The 22,662-nt window shown below is 52.4% G+C and carries 19 protein-coding genes; 7 read left to right on the top strand and 12 right to left on the bottom strand.

Annotated features, from left to right (window positions below; all coding sequences use genetic code 11):
* Positions 1-118: 118 nt before the first annotated feature.
* Positions 119-2,581, top strand: a complete 2,463-nt coding sequence (locus J4E70_RS05010; protein WP_213887990.1) for a penicillin acylase family protein — start codon at positions 119-121, stop codon at positions 2,579-2,581.
* Positions 2,582-2,587: 6 nt separating this feature from the next.
* Here the strand turns inward: J4E70_RS05010 and hflX are convergent, their stop codons facing one another.
* The 9 genes from hflX to dusB all read right to left on the bottom strand — a co-directional run bounded on the left by hflX (position 2,588) and on the right by dusB (position 14,392).
* Positions 2,588-3,862 carry a GTPase HflX gene (gene hflX / locus J4E70_RS05005; protein ID WP_213887989.1) on the bottom strand — a complete coding sequence of 425 codons (1,275 nt, stop codon included), beginning with the start codon at positions 3,860-3,862 and terminating at the stop codon, positions 2,588-2,590.
* 3 nt (positions 3,863-3,865) lie between these two features.
* Positions 3,866-4,099: an RNA chaperone Hfq gene (gene hfq, locus J4E70_RS05000; protein WP_213887988.1), complete on the bottom strand. Its 234-nt coding sequence runs from the start codon at positions 4,097-4,099 to the stop codon at positions 3,866-3,868.
* A 135-nt stretch (positions 4,100-4,234) separates the two neighbouring features.
* Entirely contained in the window at positions 4,235-5,755 is a 1,521-nt protein-coding gene (locus tag J4E70_RS04995) for a TrkH family potassium uptake protein (RefSeq protein WP_213887987.1), read from the bottom strand.
* Between the two features lie 3 nt (positions 5,756-5,758).
* Entirely contained in the window at positions 5,759-7,135 is a 1,377-nt protein-coding gene (gene trkA / locus J4E70_RS04990) for a Trk system potassium transporter TrkA (RefSeq protein ID WP_213887986.1), read from the bottom strand.
* Positions 7,136-7,195: 60 nt separating this feature from the next.
* Positions 7,196-8,608, bottom strand: a complete 1,413-nt coding sequence (gene ntrX, locus J4E70_RS04985; protein ID WP_213887985.1) for a nitrogen assimilation response regulator NtrX — start codon at positions 8,606-8,608, stop codon at positions 7,196-7,198.
* A gap of 10 nt (positions 8,609-8,618) precedes the next feature.
* Positions 8,619-10,805 (bottom strand): sensor histidine kinase NtrY-like, encoded by a 2,187-nt coding sequence (locus J4E70_RS04980; RefSeq protein WP_213887984.1) that lies wholly within the window; start codon positions 10,803-10,805, stop codon positions 8,619-8,621.
* 172 nt (positions 10,806-10,977) lie between these two features.
* Complete coding sequence (locus J4E70_RS04975) at positions 10,978-12,345, bottom strand: response regulator (protein WP_213887983.1); 1,368 nt, start codon at positions 12,343-12,345, stop codon at positions 10,978-10,980.
* Positions 12,345-13,421 (bottom strand): two-component system sensor histidine kinase NtrB, encoded by a 1,077-nt coding sequence (locus J4E70_RS04970; RefSeq protein ID WP_213887982.1) that lies wholly within the window; start codon positions 13,419-13,421, stop codon positions 12,345-12,347. Before J4E70_RS04970 ends, J4E70_RS04975 begins: the two co-directional genes overlap by 1 nt.
* Entirely contained in the window at positions 13,418-14,392 is a 975-nt protein-coding gene (dusB, locus tag J4E70_RS04965) for a tRNA dihydrouridine synthase DusB (RefSeq protein ID WP_213888152.1), read from the bottom strand. The genes J4E70_RS04970 and dusB overlap by 4 nt, the downstream gene beginning before the upstream one ends.
* 193 nt (positions 14,393-14,585) lie before the next feature.
* Between dusB and J4E70_RS04960 the strand changes: the two genes are divergently transcribed.
* The 5 genes from J4E70_RS04960 to J4E70_RS04940 all read left to right on the top strand — a co-directional run bounded on the left by J4E70_RS04960 (position 14,586) and on the right by J4E70_RS04940 (position 18,636).
* On the top strand, positions 14,586-15,731 hold the full coding sequence (locus tag J4E70_RS04960; RefSeq protein ID WP_213887981.1) for a bifunctional 2-C-methyl-D-erythritol 4-phosphate cytidylyltransferase/2-C-methyl-D-erythritol 2,4-cyclodiphosphate synthase: 1,146 nt from the start codon (positions 14,586-14,588) through the stop codon (positions 15,729-15,731).
* Entirely contained in the window at positions 15,728-16,219 is a 492-nt protein-coding gene (locus J4E70_RS04955; protein ID WP_213887980.1) for a phosphatidylglycerophosphatase A family protein, read from the top strand. Before J4E70_RS04960 ends, J4E70_RS04955 begins: the two co-directional genes overlap by 4 nt.
* Positions 16,216-16,686, top strand: coding sequence for a CinA family protein (locus J4E70_RS04950; RefSeq protein WP_213887979.1), 471 nt, complete (start codon positions 16,216-16,218; stop codon positions 16,684-16,686). The genes J4E70_RS04955 and J4E70_RS04950 overlap by 4 nt, the downstream gene beginning before the upstream one ends.
* Before the next feature lie 161 nt (positions 16,687-16,847).
* On the top strand, positions 16,848-18,029 hold the full coding sequence (locus tag J4E70_RS04945; protein ID WP_213887978.1) for an ammonium transporter: 1,182 nt from the start codon (positions 16,848-16,850) through the stop codon (positions 18,027-18,029).
* 190 nt (positions 18,030-18,219) lie between these two features.
* Positions 18,220-18,636, top strand: coding sequence for a hypothetical protein (locus J4E70_RS04940; protein ID WP_213887977.1), 417 nt, complete (start codon positions 18,220-18,222; stop codon positions 18,634-18,636).
* A 208-nt stretch (positions 18,637-18,844) separates the two neighbouring features.
* Here the strand turns inward: J4E70_RS04940 and J4E70_RS04935 are convergent, their stop codons facing one another.
* On the bottom strand, positions 18,845-19,291 hold the full coding sequence (locus J4E70_RS04935; RefSeq protein WP_213887976.1) for a type II toxin-antitoxin system RatA family toxin: 447 nt from the start codon (positions 19,289-19,291) through the stop codon (positions 18,845-18,847).
* A 71-nt stretch (positions 19,292-19,362) separates the two neighbouring features.
* Between J4E70_RS04935 and hpt the strand changes: the two genes are divergently transcribed.
* Positions 19,363-19,914: a hypoxanthine phosphoribosyltransferase gene (gene hpt / locus J4E70_RS04930; RefSeq protein ID WP_213887975.1), complete on the top strand. Its 552-nt coding sequence runs from the start codon at positions 19,363-19,365 to the stop codon at positions 19,912-19,914.
* A gap of 288 nt (positions 19,915-20,202) precedes the next feature.
* Here hpt and lipA read toward each other — a convergent pair whose 3' ends face one another.
* Complete coding sequence (lipA, locus tag J4E70_RS04925; protein ID WP_213887974.1) at positions 20,203-21,153, bottom strand: lipoyl synthase; 951 nt, start codon at positions 21,151-21,153, stop codon at positions 20,203-20,205.
* A gap of 181 nt (positions 21,154-21,334) precedes the next feature.
* Positions 21,335-22,471 (bottom strand): DUF6456 domain-containing protein, encoded by a 1,137-nt coding sequence (locus J4E70_RS04920; protein WP_213888151.1) that lies wholly within the window; start codon positions 22,469-22,471, stop codon positions 21,335-21,337.
* Between the last annotated feature and the right edge of the window lie 191 nt (positions 22,472-22,662).

Genomic DNA, 22,662 nt, shown 5'->3' with positions numbered 1-22,662 from the left:
AGAAGTAAAGCTTTTTGCAGAAGGACATATTATCCTTGTTTACTTGCTTGCGATTGCCTTCACTCCCTCTTTGTTTTAGTGAAATGAAGCCAGACTTGCGCCAACGCATGGATACCTGATGTCACGACTGTTTCGCTGGTTGATGAGGCTGCTGGGTACGGTTTTGCTGTTCGCTGGTCTTAGTGTTGCAGTCATTTACTATCTGGCGAGCCGATCACTGCCAGACTACAACATGAACTATACAACTCGCGACGTTTCGGCACCGGTCGAGATCGTGCGAAACAACGCATCGGTACCGCATATCTTTGCTGAAAATGATGCGGATGCCTTTTTCGGACTTGGCTTTGTTCACGCACAAGACCGGCTTTGGCAGATGATTTTAATGCGCCGTACCGCACAGGGGCGCCTGTCGGAACTATTTGGCGAACGCACTGTTCCGGTGGATGAACTGCTTAGACGACTGGATCTTTACAATCTCGCGCAGCAGTCTGTTCTGGTTCAGGATGCGCCTACACGCAAAGCACTCGAGGCTTACTCTGCCGGTGTGAATGCATGGCTCGCGCGGATAAACAACGATGCACTTGGTCGTGGTGCGCCGGAATTCTTTTTGTTCTCCAAGGAAATCGCACCGTGGCAACCAGCGGATTCTCTGGCGCTTGTAAAACTAATGGCGCTGCAACTGTCGCCACATCTGGAAGAAGAAGTTCTGAGGGCCCGTCTGTCGCTGGTCCTGTCAGAAGATAGACTTCGCGATATCCTGCCGGATGCGCCCGGAACCGGGGTTGCCGCTTTGCCGGACTATGCAGCGCTATTCCCGACAGCGGTCCCATCGAACGAATCTTTACGCATTGCTGAAAACTGGCTTTCGCCGTTCAAACGCCGCGCGTTCGCCGGAGCCTCCAATGCCTGGGCTGCAGCACCTGAACGTTCAGCGGCCGGTTCTACCCTTTTGGCAAATGATCCGCATCTTGGCTTTACCGCGCCAGCCATCTGGTACCTCGCACGTCTGGAACTTTCTGACGGTGGTGTGATTGGCGGAACTATACCGGGCATACCGTCTGTCCTTACGGGGCGCAGCGACTATCTTGGATGGGGTGTGACCGCGTCCTATCTGGATGATCTGGATGTCTTTGTTGAAAAGCTTAACCCAAAAAATCCGGAAGAATACGAGACACCACATGGGTTCAAGGTGTTTCAAACCAGTCAATCGGTCATCCGGGTCAAAGATGGGCCGGACATTCCTTTGACATTGCGCTGGACAGAAAATGGCCCGGTCCTACCTCCAAGTCATTATGATCTGGGATCGATTACACCACCGGGGCATGTTGCTTCCATCTCCTGGACGGTCTTGTCGCCCAATGACACCACGATGAGCTCTGCAATCTCCCTGATGCGGGCTAAGACAGTTTCCGACGGGATAGCAGCAGGCGAAAGGTTCATAGCCCCTTCGCTCAACCTGACGCTTGTCGATGGTGATACGATCGCTCTGAAAACGATTGGCGCAGTTCCGTCTCGCGCAGCACGGCATCAAAGCAAGGGTCGTTTGCCAAGCCCGGGTTGGCGGGCGGTAAATCGCTGGCAGGGCCGAGCGGGCTATCGGGTAAACCCGGAATTCGTAGCACCCGAAGGCGGGTTGCTTGGAAACACGAATAATAAACTGATCGATCGCCCCTTCCCTTTCCACATCAGTTACGTCTGGGGAGATACACAGCGCGTGCAACGTTGGCAGCATCTGATGCAAAACCGTGAGGTGCACACCCGGGACAGTTTCATCGAAGCACAGCTTGATACCGTAAGCTTCTCTGCCCGGGCATTGTTGCCACTTGTTGCAGCTGACCTATGGTTTACTGGTGAAGCTGCCGCAGATGGTACAACCGAACGCGTGCGCCAGCGTGCGCTTACTCTACTTGCCGAGTGGAACGGAGAAATGAATGAACATCTTCCCGAACCACTGATCTACGCCGCATGGATGCGTGCGTTGCAAGACAGGTTGATCCGGGATGAACTTGGACCTTTGGCTCAGGAATATAACCACGTGGAACCGCTCTTTATTGAGCGGGTCTATCGTGATGTGGACGGTGCATCAAAGTGGTGCGATGTCATCCAGTCGGCCCCGATCGAAACCTGCGCAGACGCAGCAAGGCAATCGCTTGATGATGCGCTTCTCTGGATTGAAGAAAATCACGGCGGCACGCTGGAATACCTGCGTTGGGGGGATCTGCACCAAGCCACGCAAGATCACGAGGTTCTTGGTCAGGTGCCGCTCTTGTCCTGGTTCGTCAACATCCGACAGTCTACAAGTGGCGGCGACAACACCTTGATGCGTGGCCGCACCTCAGGTTCGGGGCGCAACCCGTTTCTGAATGTACACGGTGCGGGTTTTCGGGGGGTCTATGATTTTGCCGATCCGGACAGTTCTGTCTTTGTGATCTCAACCGGACAGTCGGGGCATCCGCTTTCCCGCCATTATGATGACCTCGGTGAACTGTGGCGCCGCGGGGAATATATTCCGATGTCGCTTGATCCTGATCTCGCCCGCGCCGCAGCTGCGGGTATCACTTGGTTACGTCCGGAAAGGTAACGAGTATTACAAAGCGTTAAACTTCTGCTCCTGCCGTTCTGTCCAGAGAACACGCAAAAGAAAACCGTCTTCGGTTTGATCTTCGCGTTGAATAAGTCCTTCCTGGAAAAGCCAGGCTCTTTTCCGGCCCTCGGAATATGGCAACAAAAATTCAGTCTCTGTTTTCGGGTCAGTCAGTTCTTCAGAGACCGCATCAAGAAGGTCATCCAATCCTTCACCACCAATTGCGGAGACAGCAAAGCAATTTTCTTGTCGATCCGCTTGTGTCTCAACGGCGGTGCGTGCATCGCCCTCTAAAAGGTCGATCTTGTTCCAGACCTCGATTTCGGGGATGCCTTCGACACCAAGCTCTGTCAGAATACCGTTCACATCCTGCGCCTGTTCCTCTGTCTCTGAATGCGAAATGTCACGTACATGCAAGATCAGGTCTGCATCCAGAACTTCTTCAAGCGTGGCGCGAAAGGCCGCGACCAGTTGGGTCGGTAAGTCGGAAATGAAACCAACCGTGTCGGACAAGATGATATCGCGACCAGACGGCAGTGTGACTGCCCGCATTGTCGGGTCAAGCGTCGCAAAGAGCATATCTTTTACAAAAACCTCTGCCCCCGTCAGCCGGTTGAACAGCGTAGATTTCCCTGCGTTTGTATAGCCAACCAAAGCAACAACCGGGTATGGCACCTTTGCGCGGGACGCGCGGTGCAGTTCACGGGTTTTAACAACCTTAGCAAGCTGCTTTTTGATCCGCCCGATTTGTTCGTCAATCGCGCGTCTGTCCGCCTCGATCTGGGTTTCTCCAGGCCCGCCGACAAAGCCAAGCCCGCCACGCTGACGCTCAAGGTGGGTCCAGGCCCGCACAAGACGCGTCCGCTGATATGATAAGGCTGCCATATCAACCTGGAGCACACCTTCACGGGTGCGCGCGCGATCAGAGAAAATTTCCAGAATTAACCCGGTGCGATCCAGAATTTTTACTTTCCAGTCGCGCTCAAGATTCCGTTGCTGAACAGGGGTTACTGGCCCGTTGATCAAAACGAGTTCAACCTCGGCCTCTTCAAAAATTAATCCGAGTTCTTTAATTTTGCCTGATCCAAACAGGAACCCCGCCCGTTTCTTTGGAAGTGGGACTTTGGTTGCTCCGGCAATCTCAAGCCCCGGCAGCGCCCTCGCCAAAGACACCGCTTCCTCCAGCGCATAGGACGCATCCCTGCGATTACGGTCTGATTGGATATCGGGGTGCAGAACCCAGGCGCGAGTGGCCTTTTCGTCTGTCGGCTCGCTCAACGCTTATTCTTCGCCATCATAAAGGCTAATCGGCGTCGATGGCATGATCGTTGAAATGGCGTGTTTGTAAACGAGTTGAGACTGACCATCGCGGCGCAGCAGGACGCAAAAATTGTCAAACCAAGTGATAACACCTTGCAGCTTGACGCCGTTAATCAGGAAAATTGTAACTGGAACTTTTGTCTTACGAACGTGGTTTAAAAACGCATCTTGTAAATTTTGTTTATCGGCAGCCATTGGTCTTCTCGCCCTTTTTCTGTCGTTCTGCCCCTCGGCGGCAGGCCATATTAGTTAATAATTGAGTATGGAACGCCTCAGCCAGAGATTCCAGCCCAAAAAACAATCTGTTACATAGCTTTCAGAAATTGGGAGTCAAGTCCGCCAAAAATCGGGGTTTAAAAGCGCTATAAAAGCCAGTGTTTCAAGGCGCCCCAGAACCATTGCCGAACCCGTGATCAATTTGCCGATATCGTTCAGTTCCGCAAAGGTTAACGGTGTTTCCGCTGCGATTCCGGCCAATGGGCCTGTGGTCGAAAGAGAGGCAACAGTCAGAACGATTGAACTCTCAAACGACAATCCATTCAGCGCCAGCGCTGCTGTAATAACAGCTATCGACAGGGCGAAAAGCATGAAAAATATCCATGCCATATAAGCGCCTTGTCGCCTGATGTGGCGCGCCGAATGACCGGATCCGCCAACAGAGGATGGATGAACCAGCCTTTCCAGTTCGCGTGCTCCATGCATGTAAAGCGCATATACGCGCAATAGCTTTACACCGCCCGCTGTTGTTGCCACCCCGCCGCCAATGATCGACAACCCGACGAAAATCAGGCCAGGCGTATTTAGCCCGGACCACCCGCGTGCTGCATCCCAATCGCTGGATTCAAAGCCTGTGGTCGTTAGAAATGATAACACCGTGAAAATGCCGCCCCAAAGCGCGCTGACGGCACCGAGAATGTTTTCTTCCTCATCAATTTCATAGGCCCCGACCCAGTGGCGTAAAAACAAAAAAGCGGGGATCACCAAAACACAAAAAAGACCCATCCTGAATTCAGGATCAGAGACAAGTAGTTTGAGCGAGTTTGACTGCGTTTCCGGCGCATAGGTCAAACGCGAAATCGCAAAGAAAAGAAAGATGAAAACCAGAAATTCGCCAGACAAACCTGCGTTACCGCCCGCTAAACCGCCAACCGGTGAGATCCCGCTTGTCGAAAGGGTCGACATAGAATGGCATAAAGCAATAAAAGCGCTGTCGCCTGCAACGATCAGGAAAATCCAAAGTGCAAGTGTCAGCCCCAGATAGATTGGCAACAATTGTGCGGCAGAGCGGCTTAGCCTGCGCGAGGCGTCGGTCCGGTCAGATATTTGTACGAAATCCGTGGCTGAATGGCCGACGCGACCCGTGGCCGTGACTTCAAAACCGCCCAAATTCATCGGTGCCAGAATGGCGATCGCCGTTACCCAAATAAAAAAGCCACCCATCCAACCAACAATAGCGCGCCACAAATGTTCGGTCTGCGAAAGCCTGTTTGGGTCATCAAACAATGTCGCACCAGTTGTTGTCAGGCTTGAAACCATTTCAAAGTAAGCATTTGTAAAACTTGTGTTTTCAACTGCTTCATAGAATGGAACAGCCAGAACAACAGGAAGTAGCACGTATGCGCCCAGCATCGCTAACAGATGGCTACGCGCCGCAGAGTGTTTTCGGCTGTCCATTGAGGCAACGCCGATCAATGTGGTCAGCGTAAAAAACAGGATGCTTCCATAAAGAAATACGCGAGCATCGTGTAGATCACGCGAGAAATAACCAAAAACAGCAGGCCCAAGCATAGCGAGCGCCCCTATTCCCATGAGGATCACAATAAATGGCAGGGACAGGATGCGCTGAATCATGGTTCAGAAGAAATCGATTGATACCTGCAACAGGCGCTCTACCTCTGGAACATCGGCAGCCATTGCAAATATCGCGATAACATCACCCTCTTCAATGCGGGTGCCACCAACAGGTCTGATAACCTCTCCGTTTTTAATCACGGCCCCAACAAGGACACCTTCGGGAAAGTCGATATCCCTGATTGTCTGGCCCGAAATTGGCGATGTCGATAGAACCTGTGCTTCTATCACCTCTGCTTCCGCATCTCCGATCGAGTAAATTTCTCGGACGCGGCCATGGCGAATGTGCCGCAAGATAGAGCTTACTGTTGTAGAACGCGGGTTGATGTAGGCATCAATCTTTAGCGGCGTCATTAACGGAACGAGTGTCGGATCGTTGATCAGGCAGATCGACATCGGGCAGCCCGCCGCTTTTGCACGCACAGCTGCAAGCATATTGGTCTTATCGTCATCGGTCACGGCAAGCACAGCATCTGCACGATCGATATTTGCTTCAGCAAGCAAGACGGTGCTCATACCATCCCCATTTAACACAATCGTGCGTTCCAGTTGGTCTGCTGCGCGCTCTGCGCATGCACGGCTTTTTTCAATTACCTTGGCCCGAACGCGCGAGGTGTTTTTTTCGAGCGCCTGCGCAACTGCCAGCCCGACATTCCCACCGCCGATGATCACGACACGTTCTTGTTTTTTTGTTTTTTTACCAAAGACTTCAAGAGTTCTATTCATGTCTTTCGTATGGGTGAAAACGTATATTTCATCACCAGCAAACAGCTGATCACCCGGTTCGGGTGCAAAAAGGGACCCCTTTCTTCGTACACCCACGACAATGGCGCTCAGCGTCGAGAAAAGATCCGTTAACTGGCGTAGGGGTGTTGTCAGTACCGGGCAATCTTCTTCCAGCAAGATGCCAAGGAGTTGTGATTTTCCTTCAAGGAAGCTCTGTGTGTCAAACGCAGTCGGTGCTGCCAGCCGTTGAAGCGCGGCTGCTGCAACCTCGCGCTCCGGGCTGATCACCACATCGATCGGCATGTGGTCGCGCCGATAGAGGTCAGAGTAGATCGCATCAAGGTAAGACTGGCTGCGAAGGCGTGCGATTTTTCGTGGAATAGCAAAGACCGAGTGTGCGACCTGACAGGTGACCATATTCACCTCATCAGAATAGGTCGCCGCAATTATCATATCCGCATCAGCAGCCCCTGCGCGAGCAAGAATATCAGGATACGAGGCAAAGCCAGCGATGCCCTGTACATCTAGTGTATCGGTTGCACGGCGGACAAGTTCGGGGTTGTTGTCAACGACTGTGACGTCGTTCTTTTCCCCTGACAGGTGTCGGGCAATTTGCCAGCCGACCTGTCCCGCCCCACAGATAATGACTTTCATCGCTCACGACCTCTTCGGGAGATTGAGCCCATGCATGGCAGTTTCATCTGCTATGGTCAATCAGAGCGTTTCTTCAACATCGTCCTCAACATGTGCAACCCTGGCTCCGGCTTTGTTTGATGTCACCACGTTCAGTGATTTTAGCTTCCGGTGCAGTGCAGAACGTTCCATTCCCACGAAACTCGCTGTGCGGCTAATATTTCCACCGAAGCGATTTATCTGGGTCATCAGATATTCGCGCTCAAAAAGCTCTCGCGCCTCGCGAAGAGGTAGGGTCGCGAGCGAGCCAGAAAGCACGACGCGTCCCTCTTCACCGCTTTCGTCATCTTGTTGTGGGAGTTCACGTGCTTCAATCGGGCCGCTGTCAGAGCCTAAAATAAGGACTCTTTCCACAACGTTTTTTAATTGCCGTACATTTCCGGGCCAAAGCATGGTTTGGAGAAGCGCCTGCGCTTCATCAGACAGTTCCCTAAGCGGCAAACCCTGCGATTTATTGAAGGATTCAACAAAATACTGGGCGAGTTCCGGAATATCTTCTCTTCGTTCCTCAAGCGAAGGAACAGAGATCGGAACAACGTTCAATCTGTGAAACAGCTCCTGTCTGAAATTCCCGATTTCGATTTCGCGCTCCAAGTCTTTGTTAGTGCTGGAAATAACGCGAATATCAACATGAACTTTTGACGCGCCACCAACCCTCTGGAACTGCTGGTCTACCAATACGCGCAGAATTTTTGATTGTGTTCCCGACGGCATATCCGCCACCTCGTCAAAGAACAAAATTCCGCCATTCGCCTGTTCCAAAAGACCGGGTTCAATGCCCTGCTCGGTATTCTCCCGACCAAACAGGACCTCTTCCATCCGTTCCGGCGCGATTGAGGCGGAACTGACGGTAATAAATGGGTTCGACACCCTGTTGGAGTTTTGGTGAATATATCTAGCTGCAACTTCCTTTCCCGCCCCGGCAGGACCGGTTAGCATGACGCGACCATTTGATTTTGTGACTTTATCCAGTTGTGATTTTAGCGTCTTGAACGCTGAACTGGAGCCTATCATCTCAGCGACCTGATCATCCTTTCGGCGAAGCTCTGTATTTTCACGCCGTAGACGTGATGCCTCCATCGCGCGCACGATCACGACCATCAGCTGATCAATGTTGAAAGGTTTTTCAATGAAGTCATAGGCGCCTTGTTTTATCGCAGCGACCGCAATTTCAATATTACCGTGTCCAGAAATGATAACCACCGGGACTTCTGGATTGTCGCGCTTTACTTTCTTGAGAATATCTATCCCATCCATCTGACTGTCTTTAAGCCAAATATCCAGGATCATAAGCGCAGGAGGTTCGGCATTGATTTGCGCCATGCATTCGTCCGAATTTGCTGCAAGCCGCGTGGTATAGCCTTCGTCCTTTAAAATATCCGACACCAATTCTCGGATGTCGCGTTCATCGTCGATGATTAGTATGTCGCTCATTTTTGGTACCTCACACAGTCTTTTCAAACAGGTCACCCGAGGTGTCCTGACGTACAATATTTGGCAGGTGAACAATTGCGCACGCACCTTTGTGCGCATTGCCTTCAAACACATCTGCATCTTCCAGGGCGAGCGAGCCGCCATGTTCCTCAATTATCTTGCGCACAATCGGCAGGCCAAGGCCGGTTCCTTTTTCGCGCGTTGTTACATAGGGTTCGAACAACTTAGCCCGATCTTCGGGCAAGCCAATTCCGTTATCTGATACCTTGATTTCGACGTTTTGGTCCGTAACAGACATCACAACCCTGATTTCAGGTTGGTAGTCATCTGGTGCGCCTTTTTCCCGCAGTGTTTCTGTCGCTTCACCTGCGTTCTTTATCAGGTTTGTAAGCGCCTGAGATATCATCGTCGCATCTATTTCCGTGCGTAATTTTCCCTTTGGAATCTCTGAAAGAATCTTTACATCGGGCATCGCGTTTTCCTGCAACAAAACGGCACCTTGCAGCAGTTTGTTCAAATCATGAATCCCCCGGTCCGGTTCTGGCATACGGGCGAATTTAGAGAATTCATCCACAATACGCCGAAGGTCATTTGTCTGACGAACTATGACGTCTGTGTATTGTTCCAGATTTGCGGCTTCGTCGCCGACCAATGGGCTGAATTTACGCTTCAACCTTTCAGCGGAGAGCTGGATCGGGGTAAGCGGGTTCTTGATTTCATGTGCAATTCTTCGTGCAACGTCGCCCCAGGCGGCCATTCGCTGCGCAGATACAAGGTTCGTAACGTCGTCAAAGGCAACAACAAAGCCTTCAAGTTCACCTTTAGCATTGCGCCGCGTAGACATTCGCACCAGCAAATCTTCAAGTTTACCTTTCCGCGTAAGCTTGATCTCTTCTTGCGCACTTTCAAGTTTACCGTTTGCAAGTCGATCAAAAAGCGGTCCGAATTCCGGAGCGGACAGTGAAATGTTCTGGTGCAAGGGGTGTTCCGGCAGATCAAGCAACCGGCCTGCGGACCGGTTCACAAAATCGACCTGCCCGTTTGCGTCAAGCCCGATCACACCAGCGGTTACGGATGAAAGAACGGAATCAAACAGACGCCGCCGCCGCTCAATCTGGCGGTTGTTTTCCAGCAAAGTGTCACGTTGCCCCTTCAACTGTTGCGTCATCTGGTTGAAAAGACGGCCCAACATGGCAATTTCATCATCGCCATCTTCTTCAATTACGCGGACATTCAGGTCACCGGAACCGACCTGCTGCGCGGCAGCAGCAAGCCTGCCGACGGGTCGCGACAGCCTTTCAGCAAACCACATGCCAAGCCAGATGGCGGCAAGAATAAGGATGACTGCAAATCCCAGATAAAGCAGGCCAAATTCAAACAACAATCGGCCTCGTTCCCGTTCCAGCTGATGATACAGCAACACAGTTTCCTGCGTGTCGTCCAGCAGGTTAAGAATGTTACCGTCCACAGTACGGGACACGTAGAGAATACGGTTGCTAAAACCTGTTAGTGTTACAAGAGCACGAAACTCATTGTTGTCCCAGTCTTCAATAATGACGACTTCGCCACTATTCGCCCGCTCTATCTCTTCATCAGTTGGGCGCTCGAAATCAAAAAGATACGAACGTTCCCCTCTTGCCCGTATTTCCGCTGTACCGTCTATGACATAGGCCTCACGCAATCCACGTTGCACCAACGCCTGTCCCTGCGTGAGGATCTTGCGAAGCTCCCCGTCGGGCAATGAAAACGACGCTTGGCGTGCGAGGTTCAGGTATGACGCTAAACCTTCGGCGTCACGCATCAGGTCGCGTCGATGTTCGTTTTCATAAGCTTCTGCTGCAGAAAGAGAGTTGCTGACAACCTGCCTGACGCGATCTGAAAACCAGCCTTCAAGCCCGACATTCAGCGTTAGTCCGGCAAAGATTGCGACAAGGACGGTTGGGACAAGCGCAATAAGTGCAAAAACACCCGTTAGTCGAAGGTGCAACCTTGACCCGGCAGAGCGCGCCCTGCGTGCCGCGACCATACGTGCCACTTTTTGCAAAACCAGTGCCGCGACCACAAGCACATAGACCAAATCTGCGAGAAGTATCAGTCTGAGGCTTATGGCAGACGCGCTGCTGTCAAACGGACCCAAGACAAGGAATGTTGTTAGCGCCAGTGTAGGGCCGAGAAGGACCAAACCAATGGTCGCCATATTCTGAACGCGCTTTTGGCGCCGCAGGCGGCTGATCCGATCGAATGCTGTTCGTTTCGCCGGGTTCGGCACGTGCCGACCTCATCTTATTGTGTCGCAAAAGCGACGGACCGCCAGATATGGTAACCTTGAATTTGGACTGACGCCCTTTGGTCACTCTATTGTTGCTGTTTTACATCAACTTTCTGCGGCGTGTCACGCGAATATCCAGCTCTGTGATCTTCTTTCGCAAAGTATTTCGGTTAATTCCCAAAAGATCGGCACATCTTGCCTGATTTCCGGCCGTTGCGTCGAGTGCGATCTCGATTAGAGGCTGTTCGATTTCTTTTAGGATTCGCTGGTAAAGGCCTGCCGGAGGCAGTGCTCCTCCGTGAAGATCGAAGTAACGCCTGAGGTGGCGATGCACGGATGCGGACAAAAGGTCTTTCTCGTTTGATCCGATAACGGGCTCTGAAATGGGTTGGGTATCAAGGACGGCCTCGACTTCGTCGAGGGATATCTCTTCCACGCCCCCGGTGAGCGCAAGCCGGCGGACCGTATTTTCCAATTGGCGCACGTTGCCCGGCCAGTTGTAGCGCCGCACCAGTGTCATGGCGGAATCGGACATGGAACGCAACGTGGCCCCGTCCCGTTCTGCACGTGTTAAAAAATGCTCTGTCAGAAGCGGAATATCTTCGACACGCTTGCGCAACGGCGGGACAGAAATAGTCACCCCGCCAAGCCTGTAGAAAAGATCCTGTCGAAATTCTCCGTCTTTGAGTTTTTGCTCGAGGTTTGTCTGGCTTGTCGCCATGACACGCGGCGCATTGTTCGGAAGGCTGTCCAACATTCTGACAACGCGGGCCTGTGCACTCGTGCTTAGATCGCCAACCTCTTCGAACAACAGTGAACCACCGCGCACCCCAGCCAGAATTTCTGATGGCCCGTCACTGCTGTCCAGCTCCTGTAAATCCGCAACGACAAATGGCAAAGCACGCCGATCGCCGAAATCGTGGATCGCGCGCGCGATGAGTGATTTCCCACTTCCACTCTCTCCGGAAATTAACACGGGAATGTCGGTGTTCATGACGCGCGCAACAAGCCTGTACAGCTCTTGCATTTGCGGGCTTCTTCCAACGAGAGGCAAGTCATCTTCGGGCGTGACCTCTTCATCCACGCGGGTCGAGGGCGCAAAACGTTTCTGGTCAAGTGCCCGTGCTGCGCGCTTCATCAAATCTGGCAGATCAAAGGGTTTCGGAAGATAATCATACGCCTCTGCCTCGGCGGCCTGAATTGCCGTCATGATCGTGTTCTGCGCGGATATGACGATAACAGGCAAGCCCGGGCGCAATTCTGATATTCGGGGCAACATTTCTAGCCCGTTCCCATCTGGCATAACGACATCTGAGATTACCAGATCGCCTATCCCTTCTGTCACCCAACGCATCAATGTCGTTAGGGCAGAGGTTGCATGCACCCTGCATCCGGCGCGGGTTAAGGCCTGCGTCAGAACCGTGCGAATTGTACGGTCGTCATCGGCGATCAGAACTGTTCCGTCCATTAGCTTTCCTCGGTTTTAGGGGGTGCGATGGGGAGTGAGACACGAAAAGAGGTGCGCCCTGGTGCGCTTTCGACTGCTATCCAGCCATCATGATCAGCAATTATTTTGCTGACCAGAGCAAGGCCCAGCCCCGTGCCGTTTTCACGCCCTGACACGAAGGGTTCAAAAATTTCAGCGGCAATTTCGGGCGGTAGTCCGGGTCCATCATCAATTATTTCCACCTGAAGTGGCAATTGCATACTGTTCCCGTCTTTGCGCCGAAGCCGAAGCGCCTGGTCATAATACGTCCGGATGCGTATCGTACCGCCCGCACTTCCTGCGGCCTGCGTTGCATTTTTCAGAAGATTCAAGAAAACCTGCAACAGCTGATCCGAGTCGCACAATGTTTGTGGCAGGGACGGATCGTAGTCTTCAATTATGGTCATGCAAGGCGCAAACCCGACCAAAGCTGAGCGGCGCGCCCTGTCGAGCACATCGTGTATATTTACAGGTTTCCGGTCCGGTGGCAGCAGATTGCCAAACTGTTCAACCTGTTCAAGCAGCTTCACAATACGTCGGCTTTCTCCGACGATCAGATCTGTGAGTTCCTGATCTTCGTTCGACAGGTTCATCGATAAAAGCTGAGCGGCGCCTGTGATACCAGCAAGCGGATTTTTAATTTCATGTGCCAGCATTTCGGCCATGCCAATTGCGGATTTGGCAGCCGTCGTTACCGAATGTTTACGCCCCAGACGGCCAGCGATTTCGTGAGGTGAGATCAGCACTAATATCTGTGTCGGACGATCAATGAGGGGTGCAATCTGAATCTGGCACTGCACCGGTATCCGTGCTCCGCTTCCGACATCCACGTCATTGATAAAGAGGGGGGATTGATCACGCCGCACGCGCGCTAGCGCTTCTTCCAGCGGGGCATCGACCCTTAGCTTGTCCCAGACGGGCCCTCCTAGAAGAGCACGCTGAGACAAGTTCAGAAAGTTTTCTGCCGCGGTGTTGCTTTCCGATATTGTGTTGTTTTCGTCCAGCAACAAAGCAGGCACAGGTAAAGACGACCATAAAGCGCCACCAATACCGCTCATGCAACCATTTCCCGTTGTGTGGCTAAAAGCGCATCCGGAAGCAACCGGAGCACTTTTGCGGGGTCTTTCTCGGTTAAAACAGCTTTTCGGATGCCTGATTCCACATTCACCCCATCCATGTACCAACCCAAATGCTTGCGCGCGACGCGGTTTCCGAGCTTTTCACCATAGAAACTGATCATTGCGTCATAGTGGTTGCATACCATCTCGGCGAAATCTGAACCGGTTGGAACCTTTGGTGCCGGTGCTCCAAACAACGCCGCTGCGACTTCTGCCAGCCGCCATGGCGCGCCCTGAGCACCACGCCCGATCATGACACCGTCAGCACCTGACAACCGAAGGGCTTCAGCGGCTGTTTCAGGTGAATCGATATCGCCGTTTGCGACCACAGGAATCTTCACTGAGTCTTTCACAGTACGAATTGCTGCCCAATCGGCGCGCCCTTTGAAGAACTGGCAGCGGGTACGGCCATGTATTGTTATCATCTGAATGCCTGCCGCTTCTGCCCGTCGGGCCAGTTCGGGTGCATTGATAAGCGTCTCATCCCAGCCAAGACGGGTTTTAAGTGTCACCGGGATGTTCACGGCTGCAACGACAGCGTCGATCAAATGCAGGGCGTGGTCGAGGTCGCGCATTAAGGCAGAGCCAGAGTAGCCGTTAACGACTTTCTTTGCCGGGCATCCCATGTTTATGTCTATTAGCCGCGCACCGTTTCCTTCTATTAGCTTTGCAGCTTCGGTCATCCAGCGCGCTTCACGCCCTGCAATTTGCACAGCGGTGTTTTCGACACCAAAACCGAGTTCGGCTTTCTCGCGGGCGCCGGGTTTTGCCTGCATGATTTCATGGCTCGCAACCATTTCACTCACCACCAATCCCGCGCCGAAACCTGAAACAAGATTGCGGAACGGAAGATCAGTAATTCCAGCCAGAGGCGCGAGGAATACAGGGGGGGCAAAATCGAGTTTGGCCATTTGAAGTGGCAATTGCTTAATCCTTGTGCACAGCGGGGTTTTATCCAGTTACCGATAAGTGGGCAATAAATCTGCTGATTTTTAGAGCGCTCATTTCATATATGCCTAAAAATTGAGCATATATGCAGTGAAATGCCGCCATTGTCACCTCTTTCCGAAAACCTTAGACAAGAAGCAGAAAAGCGGAGAGTACATGTCGACAGCGGCCATCATTGTAGCAGCAGGGCGCGGATCACGTGCAGGCGGGGATATTCCAAAGCAATATCAGCTTCTTGCAGGGCAAACCGTGCTGAGCCGCACGATCAATGCCTTTGTCGCATCACCTGCTATCAGTGAAATTATTCTGGTGATCAATCCAGAGGATATGACGCATCTGGATGCAACTGTTACGCTGCCTTCGCGCCCTCTGGTAAGGTTGGTAAACGGCGGGGAAACACGTGATGCCTCGGTTCAGGCGGGTTTGGAAGCCGTCTCGGCCACCTGCGATAAGGTGCTTATTCACGATGGTGCCCGTCCCTTGGTTTCCGAAGGTATTATTAACAGAGTATTGGATGCGCTCGAAACATCAGACGGGGCTGCACCTGCACTGGCCGTGACCGATGCTTTATGGCGGGCAGACGCTGAACGTATTACAAAGACGGAACCACGCGATGGGTTGTATCGCGCGCAGACGCCACAGGGTTTTCAGCTCTCTGCAATTCGTGCGGCCCATTCTGAACATAAAGGCGGCGCTGCAGATGACGTTGAGGTTGCCCTTGCCTATGGGCTTGATGTTGCGCTTGTTGAAGGTGACGAGGAAAACCTGAAACTCACCCATTCTGATGATTTTAAGCGGGCGGAAAAAATACTGGGAACGAAGATGGATATACGGGTTGGTAACGGGTTTGACGTGCATCGCTTTGGCCCCGGTGACCATGTTGTGCTTTGCGGAGTTTCAGTTCCGCACGAACGAGGTCTGCAAGGCCACTCAGACGCTGATGTTGGAATGCACGCAGTGACAGACGCAATTTACGGTGCTTTGGCTGAAGGCGATATTGGCCAGCACTTCCCGCCTTCTGATCCGCAATGGAAAGGGGCTGCCAGTGATATCTTTTTACGCCATGCTGTTGATCGGGCGAAAGAACACGGTTTCGAAATATCGAATACGGACTGCACAATGATTTGTGAGTATCCAAAAATTGGACCGCATACCGTTGCGATGCGCGAAACCATGGCGCGTATCATGGGGCTCGAAGTCGGCCGGATAAGCGTGAAAGCGACCACCTCGGAACGCCTTGGGTTTACCGGGCGAAAAGAGGGTATCGCATCCATGGCGAGCGTGACGTTGGTGCGCAGATGAGCCGGGTTATTGCAACTTTCTTTGGCGTAGGTTTGTTACGCCCTGCCCCGGGAACCTGGGGATCTGCTGCTGCCCTTCCTGTCGCATATCTCATTCATCTGCTGGGCGGCTTTCCGGCCCTGGTGATCGCGACACTGCTGGTTTTTTTCATTGGCTGGTGGGCAACTGCAAATGCGACACGCGGTAAAGAAGACCATGATCCATCGGAAATCGTGATTGATGAAGTAGCGGGCCAATGGATTGCACTATTGCCCGTTTCGTTCGGTGCGGTTCACGCGGGTGGCGACATGCTGGCGCTTTACCCCGGTATCATAACGGCATTCTTGGCCTTCCGACTGTTTGACATCTGGAAGCCCGGCCCGGTGGGCTGGGCTGATCGGAAAAGCACGGCTTTGGGTGTGATGCTGGATGATATAATCGCCGGTGTATTGGCGGCACTGGTGGTTACGCTGGCTGCAGGCTTAACACATGGGGTGCTGGGATTATGAACGACGCTGAAACACTCTTGGCTAAATGCCGTGCGGCTAATCTGAAGGTTTCGACAGCGGAAAGCTGCACGGGCGGTTTGCTTTCCGGCGCGATCACTGAAGTTGCCGGGTCCTCCGATATTTTTGACCGCGGGTTTGTGACGTATACGAATGAAGCGAAAGTTGAAATGCTTGGTGTCCGGACGGAAACCCTTGAAGCCTTTGGTGCCGTTTCCGAACAGGTTGCGTTTGAAATGGCAGAAGGTGCGCTACAAAATTCCGCCGCCGATATTGCCGTGTCGGTGACCGGGATTGCGGGCCCCGGCGGAAGCGATTTCAAACCAGAAGGGCGAGTTTGCTTCGGTTTGGCAAAATCCAGTGCTGAAACCTTTGCTGAAACTGTGGAATTCGGTGCCTTGGGGCGCAAAAATGTACGCTTAGCCGCCGTCGCACATGCACTTAATATTTTCCTCAAAGCAGCATCCTGACATTGCTCATTCTATATGCATTGTCCTTTCAGGCCGCCTAAAATTTGATCACTTTCAAAACTGCCTTCATTTTATGCGCGTTTCAGAGCAGTGATGCTTTTCTTTGCACCGTGAACCCTGTCTGACCGCTACTCAAAACCAAATTGGGAACGGAGACTAAAATGAACGGAGCGGACACCGCCTGGATTATCGTGGCCACAGCACTGGTTCTTTTTATGACTTTGCCGGGGCTTGCGCTGTTTTATGGCGGTTTGGTTCGCGCGCGAAATGTGCTGAGCGTTTTCATGCAATGTTATGCCATCGCCTGTTTGATGAGCATTCTCTGGCTGGTTGCAGGCTACTCCATCGCCTTTGGAGACTCCGGTTCACCCTATTGGGGCGGTCTTGGAAAGATGTTTCTGGCGGGTGTCACTGCAGACAGCCTGACGGGCACCCTGCCCGAGGTCCTGTTCTTTGTCTTTCAGATGACCTTTGCCATCATCACTCCAGCGCTCATCGTTGGAGCCTATGTTGAACGCATCGGGTTTGGATTTGTTCTGCTGTTTTCAGGTCTCTGGATGCTTCTGTGCTATGCGCCGGTTGTGCATTGGATCTGGGGTGGTGGCATGCTGTCAGACGGTGGCATCTTTGGCGAAGTCGGAGTGAAGGATTTTGCTGGCGGTATTGTCGTCCATGAAACAGCAGGCATTGCCGCACTCCTTGTTGCGGTGTTCCTGGGGCCGCGCCGTCACCGGACAACCCCGCCACACAACCCGGGCTTTGTGATGATCGGGGCCGCGATGCTTTGGGTTGGCTGGTTCGGCTTTAACGGTGGCTCACAACTTGCCGCCGATGGTGGCGCTGCAATGGCGCTGACCGTGACGCATATTTCGGCTGCAACAGCCTCGTTAACCTGGGCGCTGTGGGAAAAGATCAAATACGGCAAAGCCTCACTGGTTGGCATTGTGACGGGAACGATAGCCGGGCTAGCCTCGATCACCCCTGCATCCGGATTTATAGGCCCGGTTGAAGCTCTGGTGATCGGCGGCATTGCGGGCATTCTGTGTCAGGAAGCGGTTACAGTGATCCGCAACAAACTGATGATCGACGATACACTAGATGTTTTCGCAGTCCACGGTATCGGGGGAATATTCGGGACGATCATGATTGCGGTGTTTGGCGCAGGCAGCTGGGCGGCGCAACTGGGTGGTTTGGCAGTTGTCGGTGCGTTCACAGTGGTTGTTACGGTGGTTCTGATCAAACTGGTCGGTCTGATTACACCTATTCGGGTGGATCATGAGACAGAGGTGAATGGGCTCGACCTCGAGGTGCACGGCGAACGGGCTTACGATATTATGTCGTAGGGTTGAGACACGATAAACCAAAATAGATCGATGGTCCGGTGTGCGGGACGAAGCTGACTCTGGCTTAGTATTGGACTACACTCCAACATCATACGTTCAGCGACAGTCTTGAGATTGTGTGATTTGCCGCCACTAACACTCTGGGAAACAGGCGGCGAGAAACAATAGGCTAAAGGAAGGAAACAAGAGAATGGCGTTCTTTGCGGTTGGAAAGATTTGTTGGTCCGTAGTTTTGGTGCTGTTCGTAACGGTCGTATCTGGTGTCATGCACCCCGCACTGGCGCAGGAACTTGATGGTGAAGCGCTAAAAAAACTGGCGCTTGGAGGCATATGGCAGGCTGAACATGCGGAATATGGACTCTGGAATTGGAATGATAGCGGATCAGTTTGTTTGAGAGTCGGCAGCACAGATGGCGATTGCTTTGATACAGGGACCTGGGAAATCACCGACAACGTACTTTGCTATGAATTGACCAAGTGGGGTGAATCGACCGGAGAACGCGTGAATTGCTTCACAGTGGCTGCACTGGACGACAATCGCTACGAAACGCTTTTTCATGGCGGCGCGATGATCTCACGGATGTTTGCCTTCAAGGTGTTGGAGTAACTGGCCGCTACATACCATCCGGTTCGTCCCAGCTACTAGACCTGCATCCGCCACCAAGAAATGCCCCGAGGCAGAGCCAAAACCTCGAATTGCTAGAGTATCTGGATGACTGCCTTGGGTTCAAACCGGACACGGCCAAGATTCCGGATTAATGAGTTCCGACCTTAAGCTCCCCTAAATCGAGTTTTTGCCAATGCAAGGATCTACTTCATTTATAAAGTTGCTCTGCGCGCTGCTCAAAAGCGCAAACAATCCGGTTCATCGCTTCATTGAAAACGACACCGATCAGCTTTTGCAAAATCAGGTTTTTGAATTCAAAATCGACAAAGAATTCAACTTCGCATCCGCCCTTGGGCAAATCGCAAAATTTCCAATAGGATCTGAGGTATTTGAACGGCCCATCCAGATACTCGGTATCAATGCGCATATCCGGCTGGTTCAAAGTGACCCTGCTGCCAAATCGTTCCCGAAACACCTTAAAGGAAATGACCAGATCGGCGGTCAGTATTTCTGTCACGTCCTCTTCCTTGCGCGACCGAATGCGCGACGCAGCGCACCAGGGTAAAAACTTTGGGTAGCTTGAAACATCTGCAACCAGATCAAACATCTGTTGTGCCTGATACGGCAGAACCCTTTTTTCACCATGTGTCGGCATTTTGAACCAATTCTCTTGTGACTTAGCGCCGTCATTTCGTAGACTGAGGCGGGAAAATCAAGGGGAACACCATGCCAACGCGGCCATATGTCATCGATACAATGATCTCAGCCAAGTCGATCGCGGCCCGAATAGAAGAGCTGGCCCGCGAAATCAAAGAAGAATTTCAGGGTACCGATAAGCTGGTGGTGGTTGGACTGCTGCGTGGGTCTTTCGTTTTCATTGCTGACCTCGTTCGGGAACTGGACCTGCCTGTCGAAGTCGATTTTCTTGAGGCTTCGTCTTATGGGGACGGAACAGAAAGTTCCCGTGAAGTCCGCATTCTCAAGGACTTGCGCGGCGAAATTGGTGGGCGAGATGTTCTTTTGGTCGAAGATATCGTTGATACCGGCTTCACCCTGAAGCACGTTATTGGCCTTTTGCAATCAAGAGAACCTCATCGCCTGAAAACCATTGCGCTGCTTGATAAACCGTCGCGTCGCGAGGTGGATGTAAAAGCAGACTGGACCGGGTTTGAAATTCCGGATGAATTTGTTGTTGGCTATGGAATTGATTTTGCGCAACGTAACAGAAATTTACCTCATATCGGCAAAGTTCGCTTCACGGAAGCAGAGCAGGCCTGACCTGATTCAGGTGTTAACTCCTGAAAACAGGGAATCGTGTTAAGAATCGCTCTGACAGTAATGGGCTGCAGACCGCCGCGCCTATGCTTTGTGACCAATAAACAGGAAAACTTTCGTGAACCCACGACATCTTCTTAGAATGGCAAAATGGGCGCGCAAACCGCCAAGTGAAAAGCGCGTCATTCTGGTTCTGTCGATAATCGTAATATGCTTGCTGATTTGGGGGTCAGAACTGCTGTTCGGTTGGTCCGATGGGTTGCTTCCGCAGTACCCTTCGAAATATCGCCCTTAACCGTTCAGTTTCTTGTGCCGGGCTTCGCGCAGCCGGGCAAAATCATCACCTGCATGATAACTTGACCGTGTCAGCGGAGTCGCAGAAACCATTAAAAAACCCTTGCCATAAGCCGCTTTTTCATAGGATTTGAACTCATCCGGTGTGACGAAGCGATCTACACGGTGGTGTTTCACAGTAGGTTGCAGGTACTGGCCGATCGTCAGAAAATCAATGTCAGCGGCGCGCATGTCTTCCATCACCTGAATCACTGCTTGCCGGTCTTCGCCAAGGCCAACCATGATGCCGGATTTGGTGAACATTGATGGATCAAGCTCTTTCACACGCTGAAGGAGCCGCAAACTATGGAAATACCGGGCGCCGGGGCGAACCTCGGGGTAAAGCCCCGGAACAGTTTCAAGATTGTGGTTGAAAACATCGGGCTTCGCCGCAACGACGAGTTCTAGTACGCTCGGGTCGCACCGAATGAAATCGGGAGTCAGAATCTCGATCGTCGTGTTCGGGGACTGACGACGCACCGCGCGGATTGTCCGTGCGAAATGCTCGGCACCGCCATCTTCAACATCATCGCGGTCGACCGAGGTGATCACAACATGGTTCAGTCCCAGTTTCTTGACAGCATCAGCAACGCGGCCCGGCTCAAAAACATCCAGAGCTTCGGGTGGTTTGCCTGTTGCAATGTTGCAGAAGGTACAGGCCCGTGTACAAACCTCGCCCATGATCATCATGGTGGCGTGGCCCTGGCTCCAGCATTCACCAACGTTGGGGCAGCCGGCCTCTTCGCAAACTGTCACCAGCTTATTATCACGCATGATCTTATGGGTTTCCGCATACCCCGCCCCACCGGGTGCCCTGACGCGAATCCAGCTTGGTTTCTTAAGCGGAGCGTTGTCAGCCTTATGGGCCTTTTCCGGGTGTCGTTCGGATGGGATTTTAAGGTTGCGCATGAAATAGTCCCCTTATTCGTCGCCAATATAAGGAATTCTTCGGGGAGCGCCAGAGAAGGTCGCCAAGAGACTGGTTTTTCCCGCAACATCGCCTTCACTTAGTACTCACTTGGACTAAAAACGATCCACGCGGAATGAAAAGCGCCGTAAGAACCCTGCGTCGCTTTTCAATGTACTGGCTTCAACCAATCAACGGGCCGTATTTCCCATGCGTTTCATCATAGTGTCGTTTCAGACGTTGCAGCGCGATACGAAGGACGATTTTCCCCGATCTGGCCGACCACCCCAAGCGTTTTTCCGCGACTTCCATTCCTTCAAGATAACAACAGCATCGCAGGACAACATCGCCAAGACCCGGCCCAAGGTCTTTTAGTGCCAAGGATACCCGTTCTCGTGCGGCCGAGGGTCCTTCGGCGATATTGTTGTCATTTCTGAAACCACCCCGAACTCCAGCGGTCAGGAACTTTTCCCAGTTCTGTGCAACGCGAGGCCCCATATGAGCGAGTTCAAAGTCCTCTCGCAGTCGTTCGCCTGCGGCAACAAGGTCATCTGATAAAAAGGGCTCTCCGTTTTTGTTCTTTCGTCGTGCAAGTCCGGCCAATGGTGATTCCGCAGCGTTATAGCGATATCGACGACTGGTCCCGTCCTCGCGCTCTGCAACCTGCTTTTTATCCCAGATCCGGTGCTGATCTGCGAAGACAGCCTGTGCATCGTTGAAACCAGGTTGCGTTGCATCGCTGGCGCTCAGCAACCGTTTTAACGCTGCTCGCCCGGATGAGGTTATTTCATATTGTGCGATTTTTCCGGATTTCGTGCACTTGATCCAATCTTTCAGGGCCATCGCTTCTGCGATTTCGCGCTGTACGACAGCCGTTCTTGTATTTTTCCCGTTCGGCAAATTCCTGACCACGACGGCCATATCAAGTTCGTGTGCTACCGCGAGAACTGCACCAGTTTCCCCAAGCCTGCGTAAGATACGGCGCGCTTCGCGATCAATATTTGGTTCTGCGGACGAGCCTTTGGTATGTCTGACAGCGGCATTCATTTTGGACGTTTCCTTTTTCTGCGTCTCTGGTGCGATCTGGAAATGTTCCCGGCTAAGGCGGCGCAAGGCATCATCAATCAGCGGATCATCCCGCCGGTTTTCAAGCTGCCTGACCTGGCGCATAACAGTTGATGCATGGCATCCCGCTGTTCGCGCAACGGCGCGCATGGAAAGCCCCTTTTCGGTGTGCATAAGATAACGTTGCGCCGATTGTGGTACCCAATTTGGCAATGGTGCCTTCGCGCCGGACCCTGAACCGTCTGCAAACATCATCGCCACTTCTGTCCCTTTCTTGGCTGCGGATTGAACACCAACAATCTAAATTTGAATTGTTTGCCTCAACGTTAAATTTTCCAGATTTCAGAAGCATTGTTTCTAAAAGCTAAACAATACTGAAACCATCGAACGGAGCATCCGCCAAAGGCGCAACACACCAGAAAACTGAGTCACCCTGTCGTCAGAAC

It is taken from the genome of Pseudohalocynthiibacter aestuariivivens, assembly GCF_018457175.1.
Lineage (GTDB): Bacteria > Pseudomonadota > Alphaproteobacteria > Rhodobacterales > Rhodobacteraceae > Pseudohalocynthiibacter > Pseudohalocynthiibacter aestuariivivens.
This window is presented reverse-complemented; position numbering and strand designations above follow the sequence as displayed.